Raw genomic sequence first — 17451 nt, forward strand, 5'->3', positions numbered from 1 at the left:
GTGGCGCTCGAGCGCTGGCCCTTCCCGCTCGGCTTCGCAGGAATCGCCGTGGCGCTGCTCGGGCTGGGCTCCCTGCGCGGTGCGGCGATCGCCGCGTTCGTGCTCGCGGCATGGCTCAACACCCCGTACGTGGCCCATGTCCTGGGCCAGCCCGGCTACGGCGCCGGCGCGGCCGCGCTGCTGCTCTTGCCCGCGCTGTGGATCCTCCCCCGCACGTTCCCCGACTTCGGCGCGCCGCGAGCGGTGTGGCGCACGAGGCACCGGGAGGGCTGATGTTCAAGGCTCCTGCCGCACCCTGAGATCGGGCAACGCCTGTATCCAGAATATGTCTTGAGATACATCGTAATGACCTGCCTGATCTGATGAACTCCGGGCCCCGACGTTCCTGAGGGGGAGCAGCCGGCTCCTCCGGCTGGAGTGTCTCCAAACTCGGAGGTCTCCCGTGTCGAGTCGAATCCGAATCGCGATCTTCCTGGCTCTCTCGTGTTGCGCCCTCATCTCGCTGGCGCCGCAAGCCGCCATGGCGGGAGCGCCCGCGCCCGCGTCGCCGACGCTACAGACCGACCCCTTCTACCAGCCGACGCAGATCACCAGCACGGCGCGAGCGATCGTCCTGTGCTCCGCCGCGTGTCAGACGGACACATGCCCGCAGCACGGGCAGGGTGGCGAAGCCTGCGGCATCGATCCGGAATTCAACTGCAATTGCCGTTGCGTTGTCGCACTCGGCGGCACGCACTACTGCGCGCAACAGCCATGAGGAGAGAGGTGCTGGGGGGGAGCGTGTCTCCCCCCCCGGCCTCCTCCGCGCTCCGGTGGTGGCTGTTGTACGTCTTCGTCCCACTCGTCTGCTTCCTCCTGCTGCCCAGCCGGGTTTCCGCAGGTGAGGCCTTGCGCCAGATTACATTTCGCGACAGCGTCGTGAATCTGGAGTTCTCGCGCGGAGAAATGCGAGAAGTCGCCGTGCGTCGGAGCGAGGCGATGGGTGATCGACGGTACGGCACGACTGTGGCGTCTCGGAAACCTGGAGCCCCTCTCGAGGATGACTCCCGTTTCTGGAATCTTGAGGTCGCATACCGCGACGGCTTGGCGGCACGGGCCCGGGGGCGTGCGAATTCTGGAGACTCGTCCTGGATCGAGGTGCCCCTCTTCGAGTACCCGGCCCGGCCCGGGACCCGCTCGTTGCTGGTCTCTCCGAGTCGCGGATGGCTTCGCGACACGAGTGCCAGTTCGAGGACGGGGCGTGATTGGGTTCGCGTCCTCCTGGAGCCCCAGAGCGATCCCAAAGCCAAACCCGTTTTTGCCCAACAGCTCGTCTATGCCAAGGTAGGCTCGATCGAGCTAGGATCCCGCGCCCATACGGCGCTGCTGTTCGACGGGAATCGAGACGGCCGGTATGGTCGCGACCCTTTGGACGGACTCCTCGTGGACGTGGACGACGACCACCACCTGGAGGTCGACCCTTCCTCCGCCGAGTTCGGCCCGCTTCGTGTTCCATTCACGCTGGGAGGCGAGTCCTTCGTCGCGGTATCGGTCGCGCCCGACGGGTCTCAACTGCTCCTCCGTAGCCTGGGAAGCGCCCCGCCCACGGGCGTGGCACAGCTGAATCGATCCGCGCCGGAGTTCTCCTTCGAGGACCAACGCGGGCGGGAGGTTCGACGTGCTGACTTTCTCGGCAGGCCGCTGATTCTCTTCTTCTGGACGTCGTGGTGCCCCCGCTGTCGGCAGGAAGCGGTCGCGCTCACCAACCTCATGGGCCATTACCCGGAGATTCAGGTTCTCGGAGTGAATCTGGACGCCGAGCGTTCGCGAGCCGAGTCGTTCCTCGCGACGTACGCGTCGACGTGGGTGAACTGGATGACGGAGCGCGATATCTGGGAAGCCCCCGTCGCTCGGAGTTTCGGTGTCTCAGATCCCGGTGAGGTCACCCTCATCGACGAACGTGGGATCGTCCGGGCGCAAACATATGACCTCGGCGACGTCGAACGGGCGATGGGCCCCACGACGTTGCCTCTGGGGACTTTTCCACATTAGTCATCGAGGAGGGCTTGTAGCGACCAAACCCATGACTTAGGATCGCGACGCTCTCGGGGGCTAGCCGGCGTCGCCCCGCCGGCACATTACAGAGAGCTCGCAGATCTCCCCATGTTCGCCCGAGAAACAGCTCAGGACGATCCACGCCTTCTCGGCTCCCTGGGGAGCCTCGATCCACGTACGGGAGGAGACCATGGCCCCGACGGCCCTCTCCGACGATGCCTGCCTTTGCGTCGGCTTCATCAGCCGCACGGCCTTCTCGCGGGAATGCACGCTGTACCACCTGGCCACACGATCCGATGTCCGCCCCGTGGACCTCGGCGCCGGCGGGCCGGAGACGATGGAACGCGCACGATCCCACGATCCCGATATCGTTCTCGTCGACCTGCCGCCCGGGGACGCGCGTCTTCTCGTAGAGGATCTGCTTGAAGCGGCTCCGGGAACGCGCCCCGTTGCGCTCCACCGATCACTCGAACCCGAGGACCTGCTACAGCTCGCTGAGGCAGGGTTCGTGGGCTTCATTTCCAGTGAGTGTGGCCTGCGGGAAGTGCTGGTCGAGCTTCGAGCGGTCTTGCGGCAGGAGCCCAGTTGCCCGCCTCGTCTTGCGGGCGCTCTCATCCGCTCGATCCACAAGCGCGTCCCGCAGGAGCCAGGGCCGCCGGATCGCCTGGCCGGGCTCACGGCCCGCGAGCGGCAGGTGGCCGCGTACTTGGCCCGGGGTGACAGCAACAAGGAGATCGCAAACGCGCTGCATATTGAGTCCGGGACAGTGAAGAATCATGTCCACAAGATTCTCGGCAAGTTGGGGCTGCGCCATCGGTGGGAGCTGATCGCGATCGCCGCTGCGCCCGATCCGCTCCTTCCGCGGTGAGGATCCGATGTCCCTTTCCCTTCGGGGAGGGGCCTGATAAGGTATGAGCTCCTCCGCTGCGTCACCATCTCCCTCGAATCCATTTCCCCCGACGCCACGAACGCGCCACCGTGCGCGGGGAGGATGGTCATGCTTCGAACGTGGGTGCTGGTGCTGTGGCTCTTGGCCGCGACGATTGCCGCGTCGCTGATCGCTCGTCTCGTTCCCTTCGTCAGGGCCCAGGCGCCCGGCGAGAGTCTCCGGATCGCCGAGATCCTCGCGGGCCCGGCACGCGACTGGGATGGGGACGGCGTCTACGACTCGCGCGCCGACGAGTGGGTCGAAGTCGTCAACAACGGGCTGGCGCCGCTGGACCTTGCGCCTTACCGCATCGCCGACGCGGATTCCACGATCCGGTACGAGCTCTCGGGAACGCTCCTTCCGGGCGAGGTGCGCCTCGTCACGGGAAGCATGGCGGTCGCGCAGCAGCGCGCGCTGGGGCACACCGCGAGCGGGCTCTCCCTCAACAACTCGGGCGACACGGTGATCCTGTTCCGGGTCGGCGCGGCCGACACGACGCAGGTGGACGCGCACCGCTACGGCACCATCGAGGGGGCGAGCGACCGCTCCACGGGATGGATCGACGATCCCGCGACGTGGGTCCTGTTCGACGGGCTCAACAGGTACACCGGGGCGGGCGACCCTCAAGGGAACGGCTGTCCGCCGACGCCCGGCGCGCGGAACGGCTGCCCGCTTCCGGTCACCGAGACCACCTGGGGAAAGATCAAGGCGACCTATCTCGGGGATCGGTGATGCTACCTCGGGATACCTCCTGGAGGTACTAAGAAACCGGTGTTTCCCAGGTAGGTTGTGAAATAATTCACAATGTTCGGGCTCGGGTGCGGCGCGGCCGAAGGCCTTTGGGCGATGCGCCCCAGCGTCCGGCGCCAGGGCCCGAACACCTCCTAGGGTTTCTGCTCGAAAGGTTTCTGACTCGAAACCGAAAGCGGCGGCCGGAAGGGACAGCTGGCCGCCTCTTCTTTTGGCGTCCGGATCAGGGAAGGGGCAGCTCGGCGGGTGCGACGCGGCCGCTGTACAGCTCGACCCGCGGGGTCCAGGAGCGGACCGAGCGGTAGACTTCGGGGTCAGACTGCGTGAATCCGGAGTAGGCGATCCCGCTGTCGGCGGTCGGCACCCCGTCCGGAGTATTGAGCGACAGGCTCGCGACCTGGAAGCCGTCCGCGTCGTTCAGCGCGACCCGGAAGTTGAAGACGTTGGCGGGCGGGACCGGAACGATCCCGATCTGATAGTAGAGCCGGTCGTTTCGAAACGCCGTTTTCAACCGAAGCGTGTACTTGCCGTCGTACGTCAGCGCACCCCAGTCGTGCACGCGGGCCAGCTCCTCGGCCTCGCGCCTGTGGTCGCCCGGATTCTCGATGCGGACGAAGCGCGTCCCCTGGAGATAATCCACGGCTCCGGTCAGGCGATCGAGCCGGACGATGCGCCCCTGGCCGTCGCCCTGGATGTCGTAGCGGCTGCAGCCTGAGGCGCCGAGGGCGACGCATGCGGCCGCGGCAAGCGTCGCCCACAGCCGTGCATGCCGCGTTCGCGCCCTCGTTCCTGAAAACTCACGCTCGTTCACGCGCGCCAGTTTCGCATGGAAACGGGTACTTAGGTAGCAGTACCTCCGTACCATTTCTCCCCTGCCGGCGCGGCGCTACGCTCCCCCCTCGAGAATTCACCTCCCCGAAGTAGCTCCCGGTGACCCGAACCACCGCGGGACCCGCGAGACGCGCGGCCCGCCTCATCGCCCCTGAGACGGTCGTACCGACAGGAGTCTCCGCCATGTCGCGAGCTGCGTCGCTGCTTCGCCTCCTTCCGTTCGTCCTCGCCGCCGGTCTCCTAGTCGCGGTTCCGTCGCCCGCGTCCGCCCAGCAGTCGCTGCAGGTGGACGGCGTGAACGACTACGTCACGTTCGGCGCGGCGCCCGGGCTGGGGTCCACGACCTTCACGATCGAGGTCGCGTTCAAACGGACCGCCGCGGGCGTGACCGCCAGCACCGGCACCGGCGGGGTGACCGCGGTGCCCCTGATCACGAAGGGACGCGGCGAGGCCGACGGCGCCAACACGGACATGAACTGGTTCCTGGGCATCAACGCCGCGAACCAGCTCACGGCCGATTACGAAGAAGGGGCCGGCCAGGCCTCGCCGGGGCTCAACCACCCGGTCACCGGCACGACGGTGATCACGAACAACGTGTGGCATCACGCCGCGGCGGTGTTCGACGGCACGACGTGGAGCCTCTATCTCGACGGCAATCTGGACGCCACGTTGGTCGTGGGAGCGGGGCGGCTCCCTCGATTCGACAGCATCCAGCACGCCGCGCTGGGCTCCGCGCTCACCTCGACCGGCGTCGCCGCGGGCTTCTTCGCGGGGCTCCTGGACGAGGCGCGCGTCTGGAACGTGGCGCGCACGCAGGCCCAGATCCAGGCGGGGATCGGGGCGGAAGTGCTGGCGTCGACGGGGCTGCTCGGGCGGTGGGGGCTGAACGAAGGGGCGGGCACGGGCGCGGGCAACTCGGTCGCGAGCGGCGTGAACGGAACGCTGACGAACGGGCCGGTCTGGAGCGCGGACTCGAACCTGCCGCTGGCGGCCGCGTCCGGCATCCGGCTCGGGGGCGCGAACGCCTACGTCGCGCTCGGCAGTCCGGCCTCCTTGCAGCTCTCGGCGTTCACGATCGAGCTCTGGATCCGGCGCGACGGCGCCGGCGCGGGCACGAACACCGGAAGCGGCGGCATTCCCGACGCGATCCCGCTGGTGGCGAAGGGTCGCGCCGAGGCCGAGACGGCAACCCAGGACATCAACTACCTCTTCGGCATTCGCGCCTCCGACGGCGTGCTCTGCGGCGACTTCGAGGAGGGTGCGGGCGGCGCTTCGCCCAGCCTGAACCACCCCGTCGCCGGAGTCACGCCGATCACGACCGGCGTCTGGCATCACGTGGCGGCCACCTACGACGGAACCGCCTGGAAGCTCTACCTGGATGGGACGCTCGAAGCTTCGCTCGCGGTCGGGCGTCCGCTGGCTTCGGCCAGCATCTCGCCGGTCGCGATCGGCAGCGCCCTCACCAGCGTGGGTGCCGCCGCCGGATTCTTCGACGGCGCCGTGGACGAGGTCCGAATCTGGAACGTCGCGCGGACGCAGACCGAGATCGCCGCGTCGGCGAACGCCGAGATCATGGGCGCTGCCTCCGGACTGGTCGGACGATGGGGAATGAACGAGGACCAGGGGGCGGTGGTGGGCAGCACGGCGGGGACGACCTTGAACGGAACGCTGACCGGAACCGCATGGAGCTGGGCGGCCGGCTCGCCGTTCAACGCCGCGACGCCGGTGGCGCCCGCCGACCCGACGGGCCTGATCGCGTCCGGCGTTTCCCCGACGCAGATCGACCTTTCGTGGACGGACAACGCGTCGAACGAGACCGGCTACGAAGTGCAGCGTTCCACGACCGGGTCGGGCGGTCCGTACACGCCGCTGGTCACCTTGCCGGCGAACGCCACGTCCACTTCGGATCCGAGCCTCTCGCCCGCGACCGAGTACTGCTATCGCGTCCGGGCGGTGAACGGCGTCGGCCCGTCGGGCTACGCGCCCGTTGCATGCGCCACGACGCAGAGCGTTCCGCCCCCGGCGGATCCGACCAACCTGATCGCGACCGCCATGACCCCCGTGCAGATCGATCTGGCCTGGACCGACAACGCCACCGACGAGACCGGCTATGAAGTGGAGCGGTCCAGCACGGGCGCCGGCGGGCCGTTTGCGCCGCTCGTCGCCCTGCCGGCCAATGCCGTGAGCTATTCGAACATCGGGCTCGCCGCCTCCGCCGAGTACTGCTATCGCGTGCGCGCCGTGAACGGGGCGCTCGCCTCGGGGTATGCGGCGGTCGCCTGCGCGACGACGCTCGCGGCCCCTTCCGCTCCGAGCGGATTGACCGCCGCGGCGGTCACCTCCGGGCAGGTCCATCTGGCCTGGACCGACCTCGCCACCGACGAGACGGGCTATGCGGTGGAGCGGTCGACGGCCGGAGCCGGAGGACCGTTCGCGGTCGTTGCGACCCTCGCCGCGAATGCTGGGGCATGGGACGACCTGAACCGGGACGCGAATACGGAGTTCTGCTACCGCGTTCGCGCGCTCGGCGTCTACGTGCCGTCCGCCTACTCCTCCGTCGCCTGCGCCACCACGCCGACCGCCGTGCCGGGCAGCCTGGATCTCGCCGGCTCGACGTACGTCACGTTCGGCGATCCGAACGCCCTCGACCTCGCCGCGTTCACGCTGGAGTGCTGGTTCCGGCGCGACGGCGCGGGCACGACCACGACGACCGGCGCCGGGGGAATCCCGGCGGCCATTCCGCTGATCACGCACGGCGCACCCGAGGCGGACAACAGCAACGTCGACATGAACTACTTCCTGGGGATCCGTTCCGACGGCGTGCTGTGCGCGGACTTCGAGGAGGGGCCGGCCGGCCCGTCGCCGGGGCTCAACCACCCGGTCGCCGGCACCACCTCCGTCGCGGCGGGAAGCGGCTGGCATCACGCGGCCGCGACCTATGACGGCGCGAGCTGGAACCTCTATCTCGACGGCAATCTCGAGGCCACGCTGGCCGTGGGCCGCCCGGTGCGCTCGAACTCGATCCAGCGGGCCGCCCTGGGAACCGCGCTCACCTCGACCGGGGCCACGAACGGATTCTTCGACGGAGCGATCGACGAGGCGCGCGTCTGGAGCGTTGCGCGCACCCAATCCGAGATCCAGGCGACCGCCAACGCGCAGCTCGCGGCGGCCCAGGCCGGCCTGGCGGCGCGGTGGAGCCTCGACGAAGGTTCCGGCACGGTCGTCAACGCGAGCGCCGGGACCGAGGTGCCGGGCACGATCACGGGCAGCAACTACGCCTGGTCCGGTCCGGCGCCCTTCAGCCTCTCCTTCTCGACGCCCGACGCGCCGTCGGGCCTCCAGGCCACGGCTCCCACCCACGCCGCCGTCCTGCTCACCTGGAATGACCAATCGAACAATGAGTCCTCGTTCCAGATCGAGCGCTCGACGTCGGGGAGCGGCGGGCCCTTCACGCCGCTTGCGACCGTCGCCGCCAACACGACGTCCTACGCGGACGTCGGCCTCGATCCCGCCACCGGGTACTGCTACCGGGTGCGCGCGGTGAACGGAAACGGCGCTTCGGCGTACGGGGGACCGGCGTGCGCGACCACGCCGTTCTCGACGAACACCGGGCTGGATTTTGGAAATGGCGGGTACGCGTCGTTCGGAAACGCCTCCGCGCTCCAGCTCTCCACGTTCACGATCGAGATGTGGATGCGGCGCGATGGCGCGGGAACCGGCACGAACACCGGAACCGGCGGCATCCCCGACCTGATCCCGCTCTTCGCCAGGGGACGCGCCGAGGCGGAAACGGCGACCCAGGACATCAACTACATCTTCGGCATCCGCGCCTCGGACAACGTGCTGTGCGCGGACTTCGAGGAAGGCGCCGCCGGAGCCTCCCCCAGCCTGAACCATCCGATCGCGGGAGCGACGCCGATCGGAATCGGGTCCTGGCATCACGTCGCCGCCACGTACGACGGCTCGACGTGGAAGCTCTATCTCGACGGCAACCTCGACGCCTCGCTCACCGTGGGGCAGCCGGTCGCGGCCGCCAGCACCGTGGCCGCTTCGCTTGCGAGCGCACTTCTCTCCACAGGCGCCGCGGCCGGATTCTTCGACGGAGCGGTGGACGAAGTACGAGTGTGGAACGTGGCGCGCACCCAGGACCAGATCCAGTCGACGGCCAACGTGCCGATCGACGCGTCCGCCAGCGGCCTCGTCGCGCGGTGGAGCCTGGACGAGGGATGGGGCCCGTCGTTCGCCGGTTCCGCGGGAACCTCGGTGAACGGGACGCTGATGGGCAGCCCGTACGCATGGGACGGCGGGGCGCCGTTCGACCTCGCCCTGAACCACGCGCCCGGCGCTCCGGTCGCGGTCGCTCCCGCGAACGGAGCCACCGGCGTTTCGACCTCGCCGACGCTCACCGCGAACGTGACCGACCCGGACGGCAACGCGCTCCAAGTCGCCTTCTACGGTCGCGCCGAATCGGGCACCCCGGGGCCGGACTTCACGATCATCGGAATCCCCGATACGCAGTACTACACCGGGCAGCTGAACGGCGGCACGAACGCGATCTTCCAGTCCCAGACGAACTGGATCGTGGCGAACAAGGACGCGCTCCACATCGCGTACGTCGCCACGCTGGGGGACTGCGTGGAGCACGGCGACAACAGCGGGAACGACATCGAGTGGCAGCGCGCCGACGCGTCCTACTCGATCATCGAAGATCCCGTGACCACTGGACTCCTGCATGGAATTCCCTACGGCGTGACGGTCGGGAACCACGACCAGTCCCCGATCGGGAACCCCGACGGAACCACGACCTTCTACAACCAGCATTTCGGGTCGTCCCGGTTCAGCGGCCGCAGCTACTACGGCGGGCACTACGGCGCGAACAACGACAACTGGTACGACCTGTTCAGCGCGGGCGGGATGGACTTCCTGGTGATCTCGCTGGAGTACGACCCCACTCCCGACCCCGCGATCATGGCCTGGGCGGACAACCTCCTCACGACGTACGCGAGCCGGAAGGCCATCCTCCTCAGCCACTTCATCGCGAACACCGGCAACCCGGCCGGCTTCGGACCTCAGGGGCAGGCGATCTACGACGCGTTCAAGGGGCACGCCAACGTGTCGCTGCTGCTCTGCGGCCACGTGCCGGGCGAGGGGCGCCGCCAGGATACCTATCTCGGCAACACGATCCACACGCTCATGGCCGACTACCAGGGGCGCACCAACGGCGGAAACGGCTGGCTCCGGATCCTCCAGTTCTCACCCGCGAACAACACGCTGCGCGTGCGGACCTACTCGCCCTTGCTGGACCAGTACGAGGCCGATGCCGATTCCAGCAGCCAGTTCACGCTGACCTATCCGATGACGACGACGCCCGCGTTCGCGTTGATCGGGACGACCGGTGGGGTGATGTCCGGCGGCACGGCCTCGGTAGCGTGGCCGGGACGTACGGCGGGCACCACGTACGAGTGGTACGCGACGGCGAACGACGGCGCCGCGACGACGGTCGGGACGGTTTCACGCTTCTCGACGGCCGAGGCTCCGACCTACACGCTCGCGACATCCGTGACTCCGGCAGGGGGAGGCGCGGTCACCCGAAATCCAAACCAGGCGAGTTACATCGAGGGTTCTGCCGTCGAAGTCACCGCCGTCCCGAGCACGGGATACCACTTCGTGAACTGGACGGGCGACCTCACGGGGTCGACGAATCCCCAGACCATCGCCATGGACGCCAATAAGTCCGTCACGGCAACCTTCGCGATCGATACCTACACGATCACCGCGACGGCAGGTGCCGGCGGGAGCATCACCCCGTCCGGTGCCGTCACCGTGAACTACGGCGCGGACCAGGCCTTCACGATCACGCCGGACGTCGGCCATCACCTCGTCGACGTGAAGGTGGACGGCAGCTCGATCGGCGCGATCGCCAGCTACACGTTCGGCACGGTCACGGCGGCGCACACGATCGAGGCCACGTTCGCGATCGACACCTACACGATCACGGCGACGGCGGGAGCCGGCGGGAGCATCACCCCGCCAGGTGCCGTTACCGTGAATTTCGGCGCGGACCAGGCCTTCGCGATCACACCGGACGTCGGCCATCACCTCGTCGACGTGAAGGTGGACGGCGGCTCGATCGGCGCGATCGCCGGCTACACGTTCAGCACGGTCACGGCGGCGCATACGATCGAGGCGACCTTCGCGATCGACACCTACACGATCACGGCGACGGCAGGTGCCGGCGGGAGCATCAGTCCCTCCGGAGACATCGCCGTGAATTTCGGCGCCGACCAGGCCTTCACGATCGCTCCGTCGACGGGGTATCACATCGCCAGCGTGCTCGTGGACGGCGCCTCGGTGGGACCCGTGGGAAGCTACACGTTCAGCGGGGTTACCGCGGGGCACACGATCGCGGCGAGCTTCGCGGCGAATACCTTCACGATCACGGCTTCGTCCGGACCGGGTGGAGCGATCAGCCCCTCCGGCGACGTCGGTGTCAGCGAAGGAGAAGACAAGACCTTCACGATCACGCCGGCGACGGGGTATCACGTCGCGGACGTGCTCGTGGACGGCGCTTCGGTCGGCGCCGTCGCGTCCTTCACCTTCCAGGCGATCGCCGCGGGCCACACGATCGCGGCGAGCTTTGCGCTCGACACGTTCACGATTACGGCTTCAGCCGGTTCCGGCGGAGCCATCGATCCCTCCGGCAGCGTCACGGTCGCCTACGGGTCCGACCGGGCCTTCACGATCGCTCCGTCGACGGGTTACCACATCGCCGACGTGCTCGTGGACGGGACGTCGATCGGAGCGGTGGGGACCTACACGTTCACCGCCGTCACCGCGGGTCACACGGTCGCGGCGAGCTTCGCGATCGACACGTTCACGATCACGGCTTCAGCCGGTTCCGGCGGCGCCATCGATCCCTCCGGCAGCGTCACGGTCGACTACGGGTCCGACCAGACCTTCACGATCACGCCGACGCTCGGATACCACATCGCGGACGTGCTGGTGGACGGGACCTCGATCGGAGCGATGGGGACCTATACCTTCACCGCCGTCGCCGCCGGCCACACGATCGCGGCGTCCTTTGCGCTCGACACGTTCACCATCGCGGCCTTCGCCGGCCCGGGCGGTGCCATCGATCCGTCGGGCGACGTCGCCGTCGGCTACGGGCTCGATCGGGCCTTCACGATCACTCCGAACGCCGGGTACCACGTCGCCGACGTGCTGGTGGACGGCAGCTCGGTCGGTCCGGTCTCGACGTACACGTTCACGGGCGTGACCGGCGACCACTCCATCGCGGCGACGTTCGCGATCAACACGTACACGATCACCGCCTCCGCCGGGCCGAACGGGAGCATCGCTCCCTCCGGCGCGACCACCCTGAACTACGGTGACGGTCAGAGCTACACGATCACCGCCGATCCCGGCTATCACGTCCTCGACGTGCTCGTCGACGGCGGCTCGGTGGGCGCCGTGACGACGTACGCATTCGCCGGCGTGGCGGCGGACCACACCATCGCGGCCAGCTTCGAGGCGAACTTCGACGCCCTCGATTTCGCGGGCACGAACGCCTACGCCTCCTTCGGCAATCCGGCCGAGCTCAAGCTCTCCGCCTTCACGATCGAGATGTGGATGCGGCGCGACGGGACTGGCGCGGGCACCAACACCGGCACCGGCGGGATCGCGGACCTCGTGCCGCTCTTCGCCAAGGGACGCGCCGAAGCGGAGGATCCGCTCAAGGACATCAACTACATCTTCGGGGTGCAGGCCTCGACGGGCGTCCTTGGCGCCGATTTCGAAGAGGCGGCCTCGCCGAGCCCCAATCCCAGCCTCAACCACCCGGTGCTCGGCACCACGCCCCTCACGATCGGGACCTGGTATCACGTGGCCGCGACGTACGACGGGTCGACGTGGCGCCTGTACGTCAATGGCGCCCAGGACGCGGAGCTCGCGGTCGGGCGCGCGGTCGCGGTCTCCAGCAACGTCGCGGTCTCGCTGGCGAGCGCGCTCAACTCGACCAACCAGCCGGCCGGCTTCTTCGACGGGCGCGTGGATGAGGTGCGCGTGTGGAGCACCGCGCGCACGGCGACTCAGATCGCTTCGACGATCGACGCCCGCCTGACCGCACCCGCGCCCGGCCTCGTCGCCCGATGGGGAATGGACGAGGGGACCGGAGCGGCGATCCAGAGCATGGCGGGAACAGCCCTTCCGGGAACGCTGACGGGATCGGGATACGCCTGGTCCACGGGCGCCCCGTACGACGTTCCGACGTTCACGGTCACCGCCGCCGCGGGCCCGGGCGGGGGGATCGATCCCTCCGGCGCCGTTCCCGTGATCCCGGGTTCGACGCCATCGTTCACGATCACGCCCGACGCCTGCCACGACATCGCCGACGTCATGGTTGACGGCGCGTCGGTGGGCGCCGTCGGCTCGTACACCTTCCCGCCGGTCTCCGCGAGCGCGCACAGCATCACCGCCTCGTTCTCGCTCCGGTCGTTTGCCATCTCGGCGTCGGCCGGCCCGAACGGAACCGTTTCCCCGGCGGGATCGACGCTCGTCGGCTGCGGATCCGACCAGGGGTACACGATCGCCGCGGACGCCGGTTACCACGTGGCTGACGTGCTCGTGGACGGCGCCTCGGTGGGCGCGGTCGGTGCGTACACCTTCACGGGCGTGACCGCGTCCCATACGATCGCGGCTGTGTTCGCCGCAAACGGCGACGCGCTGGCTCTGGCCGGCACGAACGGCTACGTGCTGTTCGGCAATCCGCCGGAGCTCAAGCTGAACGCCTTCACGATCGAGATGTGGGTGCGGCGCGACGGAACCGGAGTCGGAACCAACACCGGCGCCGGCGGCATCGCCGATCTCGTCCCGCTCTTCTCCAAGGGCCGCGCCGACGTGGAAGATCCGCTGCGCGACATCAACTACATCGTGGGCGTGCAGGCCTCGACCGGCGTCCTCGCCGCCGACTTCGAGGAAGCGGCCGCCCCGAGTCCGAATCCCAGCCTGAACCATCCGGTGCTGGGCGCGACGCCGCTCACGGTGGGCACGTGGTACCACGTGGCCGCGACGTATGACGGGTCGGCCTGGCGTCTCTATGTGAACGGGAGGCTCGACGCGCAGCTCGCCGTCGGCCGCGGCGTGGCCTCGGCCAGCGACGCGCCGGTGGCGCTCGGGACCGCGATGACGACCGCCGTGCCCGCGGCGGGGTTCTTCCAGGGCGTCTGCGACGAGGTCCGGATCTGGAGCGTGGCGCGCACGCCGGCCGAGATCCTCGCGACGATCAACGATCGCATCATCACGCCGGCGACAGGACTGGTTGCCCGCTGGGGGCTGGACGAGGGGACGGGAACGCTCGTGCAGAGCACGGCCGGGGTCCCGCTGGATGGGACGGTCACCGGCTCGGGCTTCAACTGGACCACCGGCGCGCCGTTCAACGCGGCGCCGCCGACGCCTCCGGCCCTGCCGAGCAACCTGACGGCGGAGGGGGTTTCCGCGGGACGCATCGACCTGACCTGGACCGACGGCTCGGACAACGAGAGCGGGTTCGAGATCGAGCGCTCCACGTCGGGGAGCGGCGGGCCGTTCGCCCCGCTGATCACCGTGGCCGCCGACGCGACGACCTATTCGAACACCGGCCTCGCGCCGGCGACGGAGTATTGCTATCGGATCCGCGCCGTCAACGGGGCGGGATCTTCCAGCTATGACGGGCCGGTCTGCACGTCGACCGAGGCCACGCCGGCGTTCGCGCTGGCGTTCAACGGGAGCACCTACGTCAACTTCGGCGATCCCGCGGCGCTCGACCTCCCGCAGTTCACGATCGAGACCTGGTTCCGGCGCGACGGCGCCGGCACCACGGCGTCGACCGGATCGGGAGGCGTGACCGACGCGATCCCGCTCGTCACCCACGGCACCTCCCAGGCCGACGGGAGCAACGTGGACATGAACTTCTTCCTCGGGATCAAGAGCGCCGGCTCGGTCCTCTGCGCCGACTTCGAGGAGGGTGCCGGGGGCGCGAGCCCCGGGCTGAACCATCCGATTCTCGGCGTCACCCCGATCACGAACGGCGTCTGGTATCACGCCGCCGCGACCTACGACGGCGCGACCTGGAAGCTCTATCTGAACGGCAACCTTGAGAGTCAGCTCGCGGTGGGCCAGCCCGTGCAGTCGGCTTCGATCCAGCTCGCGGCGCTTGCCTCGTCGATCACGTCGACCGGAACCGCGCAGGGCTTCTTCGTCGGAGCGCTGGACGAGACGCGGATCTGGAACGCGGCACGGACCCAGGCGGACATCCAGGGGGCCATCAACGCACAGATCGCCGCTCCGGCGGCGGGTCTGGTCGCCCGCTGGGCGCTGGACGAGGGCTCCGGCACGGCCGTGGGCAGCTCGGCAGGAACTTCGGTGAACGGAACGATCAGCGGCACCGCGTACACGTGGGTCGCCGGCGCGCCGTTCAACCTGGCGTTCAACCTGCCGCCGACCGCACCGCTGCTGGTCGGACCGGCGGACCAGGCCGCCGATGTGGGGCTTGCGCCCACCCTCCAGGTGTCGGCTTCCGATCCCGACGGACAGAGCCTGACCGTCCAGTTCTACGGACGCTCGGCGGTGTCCACGCCCGGGAGCGATTTCACCATCGTGGGCATGCCGGACACGCAGTACTACACGGGCGAGCTGAACGGCGGGACGAACGCGATCCTGCTGTCGCAGACCAGCTGGATCACGGCGAACCGGGCCTCGCGCAACATCGGCTACGTCGCCACGCTGGGCGATTGCGTAGAGCACGGCGACAACGGCGGCAACGACATCGAGTGGCAGCACGCCGACGCGGGCTATTCCCTCATCGAGAATCCGGGAACGACCGGGCTGCCCGAGGGGCTCCCGTACGGGATCACGGTGGGGAACCACGACCAGTCGCCCAACGGAAATCCCGACGGCGCCACGACGGTCTTCTACAACCAGTACTTCGGGTCGGCGCGGTTCACCGGGCGCTCCTATTACGGCGGCCACTACGGCTCGAACAACGACAACTGGTACAACCTCTTCAGTGCGGGGGGCATGGACTTCGTCGTCATCTCCCTGGAGTACGACACCACTCCGGACGCGGCGATCCTGGACTGGGCGGACGGACTCCTCACGACGTACGCCAACCGCCGCGCGATCCTCCTCTCGCACAACTTCATCGGGACCGGCAACCCGGGCGCCTGGAGCGCGCAGGGGCAGGCCACGTACGACCGGCTGAAGACCCACACCAATCTCTTCCTGATGCTCTGCGGGCACGTGCCGGGCGAAGGCCGTCGCGTCGACACCTTCAACGGCAATACCGTGTACACGGTGATGTCCGACTACCAGGGGCGGACGAACGGCGGCAACGGCTGGCTGCGCCTCATGCAGTTCTCGCCATCCAACAACGTCATCCACGTCACCACCTACTCGCCCTGGCTGGACCAGACCGAGAACGACGCCGACAGCCAGTTCGATATCCCGTATTCGATGAGCTCCGCCGAGTCGTACGCGCTGCTGGGAACGGTGCCCGGCGTCATGTCCGGAAGCACGGCCAGCCTCACGCTGGCCGGGTTGGCCGGCGGGACGCCCTATCAGTGGTACGTCACCGTGAGCGACGGCGTGGCCACCGCGACCGGACCGACGTGGGGGTTCACGACGCATGCGATCACCGGGGTGGCGGAACAGCCGGTCACCGCGTTCTCGATGCGGATGACGTCCAGCAACCCCACGTCGTCCGGCGCCTCGATCGCCTTCGATCTGCCGCGCCCCGAGCGGGTTCAGGTCGAGCTGTTCGACGCCGCGGGCCGGCTCGTGGCGACGCTGGCCAACGCGGAATATCCGACGGGCCGCCATTCCCTGCGCTGGGAAGGGCGGACGGCGCATGGACAGGCGCCCTCCGGCGTCTATTTCGTGCGCTTCCGGGCGCCGGGGCACGCGCTGACCCGGCGGTTCGTACTCCTCCGTTAGGAATGGGGGGTACTTCGGGACCATGTCTCGAGGGGGCGCCGCCGCTCTAGAGTCTAAGTGGGTTGGCCCACCCCTCTCGACCGGCGCCGTTCGGCCGGTCGCCGGCCGGAACCATGGGGGATGTGATGGAAGGCAAGGACGCGGTATGGCTCCTGGTGCTGATCTGCATGCTTCTCGCCGTGATGGCGCTCGCCGGCAAGATCCAGCCCATGATCGCGGGAGGCGCGTTCGCTGCCGCGCTCGCGATTCTGGGAGTGCTCTCGCGCGGGTTCCGCAAGCGGTCGCACAAGACGCTGCCCTCGTAGGCAGGTGAGCGGTCGCGCGCGGTGGATCGTCGCCGCGCGCGGCGGCCACCCGTTCAGATCGAGGGTGGCTCGATCCCCATCAGGCGCAGGTACAGATTGAGCTGACCGCGGTGATGGATCTCGTGCTCGTGCACGCGATCCAGGATGCAATGCAGCGTGTAGGAGAATTCCCGCCCCGAGGGATCGCGCCAGGTGATCACCTTGGTAAGGTCCGACGCCGGGCGTTCGAGCTGCCGCTGCGTGTTCCGGTGCCATTTCTCGAGCGCCGCGAAGAGCGACGCATGGTCCGGCAGGTCGACCACGTTGGTCCACCCCTGCTCGGGCGGCTCGGCAGGCGCGACCCACTCCTCGTAGGCACCCCCCTCGATGACCACGTGGATCCAGTGCCGTTCGCATTCGGCGATGTGAACGATCATCTGGTGCGCGGTGAACATCTCCGGACGCGGCTTGAAGTCGAACTTCTCGCGAGGCAGCGCCGCGACCGCCGCGAGGAGAAACGGACGGTGCTGGGTGTCCCAGAAGGGGTAATACGCTCGGATCGTGCCCGCGTAATCGGCTGCCGAGACGTTCCGGCCCGCGTCGCGGAGCTGTTCCGGTTTGAGTGTCGTGCTGGGCATGGGGTCCCTCGATGAGTTG

The 17451-nt window shown here is 68.6% G+C and carries 8 protein-coding genes; 6 read left to right on the top strand and 2 right to left on the bottom strand.

Features of this window, described 5'->3' with window-relative positions; all coding sequences use genetic code 11:
* From VE326_08640 to VE326_08655, 4 genes are all read left to right on the top strand, one after another.
* Nucleotides 1-273, top strand: a 273-nt coding sequence (locus VE326_08640; protein ID HYJ33274.1) for a hypothetical protein, incomplete at its 5' end; no start/stop codon positions are given.
* Between the two features lie 1134 nt (nucleotides 274-1407).
* Nucleotides 1408-2031, top strand: a complete 624-nt coding sequence (locus VE326_08645; GenBank protein HYJ33275.1) for a TlpA disulfide reductase family protein — start codon at nucleotides 1408-1410, stop codon at nucleotides 2029-2031.
* Nucleotides 2032-2224: 193 nt separating this feature from the next.
* Entirely contained in the window at nucleotides 2225-2902 is a 678-nt protein-coding gene (locus tag VE326_08650) for a response regulator transcription factor (GenBank protein HYJ33276.1), read from the top strand.
* Nucleotides 2903-3031: 129 nt separating this feature from the next.
* Complete coding sequence (locus VE326_08655) at nucleotides 3032-3694, top strand: lamin tail domain-containing protein (GenBank protein HYJ33277.1); 663 nt, start codon at nucleotides 3032-3034, stop codon at nucleotides 3692-3694.
* Nucleotides 3695-3935: 241 nt separating this feature from the next.
* On the opposite strand, the gene VE326_08660 is transcribed toward VE326_08655, so the two are convergent.
* On the bottom strand, nucleotides 3936-4523 hold the full coding sequence (locus tag VE326_08660; protein ID HYJ33278.1) for a hypothetical protein: 588 nt from the start codon (nucleotides 4521-4523) through the stop codon (nucleotides 3936-3938).
* Nucleotides 4524-4726: 203 nt separating this feature from the next.
* Here VE326_08660 and VE326_08665 point away from each other — a divergent pair, with 203 nt between their 5' ends.
* Nucleotides 4727-16510: a LamG-like jellyroll fold domain-containing protein gene (locus VE326_08665; protein HYJ33279.1), complete on the top strand. Its 11784-nt coding sequence runs from the start codon at nucleotides 4727-4729 to the stop codon at nucleotides 16508-16510.
* Between the two features lie 125 nt (nucleotides 16511-16635).
* Nucleotides 16636-16815 (top strand): hypothetical protein, encoded by a 180-nt coding sequence (locus tag VE326_08670; protein ID HYJ33280.1) that lies wholly within the window; start codon nucleotides 16636-16638, stop codon nucleotides 16813-16815.
* A gap of 53 nt (nucleotides 16816-16868) precedes the next feature.
* On the opposite strand, the gene VE326_08675 is transcribed toward VE326_08670, so the two are convergent.
* Nucleotides 16869-17432 carry a DinB family protein gene (locus VE326_08675; GenBank protein HYJ33281.1) on the bottom strand — a complete coding sequence of 188 codons (564 nt, stop codon included), beginning with the start codon at nucleotides 17430-17432 and terminating at the stop codon, nucleotides 16869-16871.
* Nucleotides 17433-17451 lie beyond the last annotated feature (19 nt).

The organism is Candidatus Binatia bacterium (assembly GCA_035631035.1).
GTDB lineage: Bacteria > Eisenbacteria > RBG-16-71-46 > SZUA-252 > SZUA-252 > DASQJL01.

Coding starts and splice junctions, on each gene's coding strand:
- VE326_08650 (HYJ33276.1), top strand. CDS start 2,225: ATGGCCCCGACGGCCCTCTCCGACGATGCCTGCCTTTGCGTCGGCTTC.
- VE326_08655 (HYJ33277.1), top strand. CDS start 3,032: ATGCTTCGAACGTGGGTGCTGGTGCTGTGGCTCTTGGCCGCGACGATT.
- VE326_08665 (HYJ33279.1), top strand. CDS start 4,727: ATGTCGCGAGCTGCGTCGCTGCTTCGCCTCCTTCCGTTCGTCCTCGCC.
- VE326_08670 (HYJ33280.1), top strand. CDS start 16,636: ATGGAAGGCAAGGACGCGGTATGGCTCCTGGTGCTGATCTGCATGCTT.
- VE326_08675 (HYJ33281.1), bottom strand. CDS start 17,432: ATGCCCAGCACGACACTCAAACCGGAACAGCTCCGCGACGCGGGCCGG.